Here is a 645-nt window from a genome sequence, read left to right as displayed (position 1 = left end):
GTTTCGTGACGGGTTGTCGCCGGGGCTGTGACATGAGTGACCAAAGTTGACGTTGCGAGCGCGCGCGCAATCTGTAAACCTGGACGGCCGGACGGCACTTGCCAGCTGCCTGTGCCACACCCGTCCTGACTCGTTCTGGCCCGTCCTACAGGGAGGCCCAATGTCCATCGACTCCTGCCCACCACCGCGCTCCTACGACTACGACGGACCCGTCGCCTGGCAGACCGCCGCCGCCTGTGCCGGGCTTCCGCCCAAGGCCGTCTTCTCCAAGAAGGTCAAGGAGGCCGCCCCCGTCCTGCGGGCCTGCGCCCGCTGCCCGGTTCGGCGGGACTGCGAGCGGATCGTCGCCCCGGCGGACAACTGGTTCGACGGCGTCTGCGGCGGCCGCCTCTACCGCTCCGGGCGCCCGGTCGAGATCCCCGCGCACCTTCTCCCGGCCATGTCGGCCGTGCCGGCCGTGCCGGTCGTGCCGGTCGTGCCGGTTCCTCGGGGAGGCTCCCTTGCCTGACCCGAGTCCGGCGTCCGCCGCGGCGGACCCGACCACGCATGCCGCCCTCTGGATCGGCACGCTGCTCCAGCAGTTCCCCGAACTCACCGTCGAACTCGCCCCCGGCCGCACCTCACCGGCCCACCGCGCACCCGCCC

General features: G+C 71.9%; 1 protein-coding gene. It reads left to right on the top strand.

The features are described 5' to 3' along the window. The first annotated feature begins 160 nt into the window (after positions 1-160). Positions 161-508, top strand: coding sequence for a WhiB family transcriptional regulator (locus tag AC31A1_RS52285; RefSeq protein WP_489660056.1), 348 nt, complete (start codon positions 161-163; stop codon positions 506-508). The last annotated feature ends 137 nt before the right edge of the window (positions 509-645 follow it).

It is taken from the genome of Streptomyces sp. P5F9, from assembly GCF_057961495.1.
This window is presented reverse-complemented; position numbering and strand designations above follow the sequence as displayed.

Excerpts from the sequence above, each read along its gene's own strand:
- AC31A1_RS52285 (WP_489660056.1), top strand. The coding sequence starts at position 161 with ATGTCCATCGACTCCTGCCCACCACCGCGCTCCTACGACTACGACGGA.